2 protein-coding genes are annotated in these 2,607 nt (G+C 38.6%); both read left to right on the forward strand.

The genetic code is table 11. The features are described 5' to 3' along the window. Positions 1-1,488 (forward strand): DNA translocase FtsK (locus tag AC1DPQ_RS24225; RefSeq protein ID WP_477611132.1); only part of this gene is annotated, 1,488 nt, incomplete at its 5' end. Positions 1,489-1,549: 61 nt separating this feature from the next. Next, positions 1,550-2,200, forward strand: coding sequence for an outer membrane lipoprotein periplasmic chaperone LolA1 (lolA1, locus tag AC1DPQ_RS24230; RefSeq protein WP_230143997.1), 651 nt, complete (start codon positions 1,550-1,552; stop codon positions 2,198-2,200). Positions 2,201-2,607: the final 407 nt, after the last annotated feature.

A 2,607-nucleotide genomic window follows, 5' to 3' on the forward strand; every position in this document is an offset into this window, starting at 1 on the left:
GGTTATAAGTATCCAACAATAGATTTGCTCGAAAATTATGGCACCAATAAAATTTCGGTAAATGCCGAAGAATTGGAAGCCAATAAAAATAAAATTGTCGAAACCCTTAATCAYTACAATATAGAAATTGATAAGATTAAGGCAACCATTGGCCCAACGGTTACCCTTTACGAAATTATTCCGGCCCCTGGGGTAAGGATTTCGAAGATTAAAAACCTGGAGGATGACATTGCGCTTTCGTTAGCAGCTTTAGGTATCCGTATTATCGCACCAATGCCAGGAAAGGGTACAATTGGTATCGAGGTACCTAACCAGCACCCAGAAATGGTACCGATGCGCAGCATTCTAAATACCGAAAAATGGAGCCAAACCACTATGGATTTGCCTATTGCATTAGGTAAAACCATTAGTAATGAGGTTTTTATAGCAGATTTGGCTAAAATGCCTCACTTGTTGGTGGCAGGGGCAACTGGTCAGGGTAAATCGGTTGGTATTAACGCCATTCTGGTTTCGTTGTTGTTTAAAAAACACCCTGCACAACTGAAATTTGTACTGGTCGATCCGAAAAAAGTAGAGTTAACTTTATTCAATAGAATTGAAAGGCACTTTTTAGCTAAACTACCGGGAGAGGCCGATGCAATTATTACCGATACCAAAAAAGTTGTAAATACTTTAAATTCACTTTGTATCGAAATGGATCAGCGTTACGATTTATTAAAAGATGCACAGGTTAGGAATTTAAAAGAATACAACGATAAGTTTGTTAAGCGTAAGCTTAATCCAAATAATGGCCACCGCTTTTTACCTTTCATTGTTTTAGTGGTAGATGAGTTTGCCGATTTAATGATGACTGCGGGTAAAGAGGTGGAGGCGCCAATTGCACGTTTGGCACAGTTGGCCAGGGCAATCGGTATTCACCTGGTGCTGGCTACGCAGCGTCCATCGGTAAATATTATTACAGGTACCATTAAAGCCAACTTCCCGGCCAGGTTAGCCTTTAGGGTATTGTCGAAAATCGATTCGAGAACCATTTTAGATAGTGGTGGCGCCGATCAGTTAATTGGCCGCGGTGATATGCTTTTATCTACAGGTAGCGACTTAATCAGGCTACAGTGTGCTTTCGTTGATACACCTGAGGTAGACCGGATTTCTGAGTATATTGGTAACCAACGCGGTTATGCTGATGCTTATCAACTGCCAGAATATATAGATGAAGCAGGGGAGGGCAGTAAGGCCGATTTTGATCCTAATGAACGCGATAAGTTTTTTGAAGATGCTGCCAGACTGATTGTGATGCATCAGCAGGGTTCTACCTCATTAATACAACGTAAACTAAAATTAGGCTATAACAGGGCAGGCCGGATTATCGATCAATTAGAGGCCGCCGGAATTGTTGGTCCCTTTGAAGGAAGTAAGGCGCGCGAAGTCTTGTATCCGGATGAATATTCTTTGGAACAGTTCTTGAATAGTATGAATGACAAAGATTAGATTAAACCAATAACAAAAAATCTACTCTAACGTTTCAAAGGAAAAATTTAAAAAAGAAAAGATGAAGAAATTAATTTCAGCATTAATGGTTGTAGTTGCTTTTACAACTTCAACTTATGCTCAAACTGATGCGAAAGCTAAAGCCATTTTAGCTGAGGTGAGTAAAAAATACAAATCGTATAATATTGTAAAAACAGATTTTACCTTCACTTTGGATAATCCAAAGGCAAAAGTAAAAGAAACCCAGCAAGGTACCTTGTATGTTAAAGCCAATTCTAATAAGTATAAAGTGGCGATGACCAATCAAGAATTGTTTAGTGATGGTAAAAGCCAATGGACTTATTTGAAAAAAGATAAAGAGGTCCAAGTGAGCAATGTAGATAATAGTGGCGATGCCATTAACCCTGCAAAGATTTTTACGGTTTACGAAAAAGGATTTAAATATGTGTACACAGGTGAAGAAAAAGCAGGTGCCAAAACTTATCAAATGATTGATTTAACACCTGTTGATGCTAAAAAATCGATTTTTAAAGTACGTTTAAGTATCGATAAAGCGGCTAAACAAATTGCCAATGTGGTGTTGTTCGATAAAAACGGAAACAAATACACTTACAATGTGAAAACATTTTCGCCAAATGTAAATATACCAGAAACTACCTTTGCCTTCGATGCCAAAAAATATCCTGGTGTTGAAGTGGTAGATTTAAGATAATTATTATTTCCGCCTAGGCGGGATGAAACCTGGAGGTTCAGTTGGAAACAGCTGAACCTTTTTTTGTTGATAACAATCTTAGCTATTTATCAACTAAGATGTGCTAAGGTAACTTAGGTGGTGAAAAAGCTAGGATGGGTAAATGCCTTAATTACCTAAGTTTTATTGTGTATAGTCCTAAGGCGGTCGTCATGCTGAACTTGTTTCAGCATCTTTCCAGCTATTAACTGGCCTTGATTCCTTAAGAAGGCACAAATATCATTTTTTTTCGCTCTTTGCCGCGGGGCATGGTAGTTTTTCGCAGATCATGTTATTTTTATTTGTGCTCAAGAATGCTGACGCATTTTGGAGCGCCAAAGTACCCAAAGCGCTTTGTCAATCCATCAAGGCAGCTCAGCACAATCCAA

The organism is Pedobacter sp. 01T416_2 (assembly GCF_056398925.1).

What these genes read in the sequence shown, in the direction of transcription:
- lolA1 (WP_230143997.1), top strand. Translation starts at nt 1,550, where the DNA reads ATGAAGAAATTAATTTCAGCATTAATGGTTGTAGTTGCTTTTACAACT.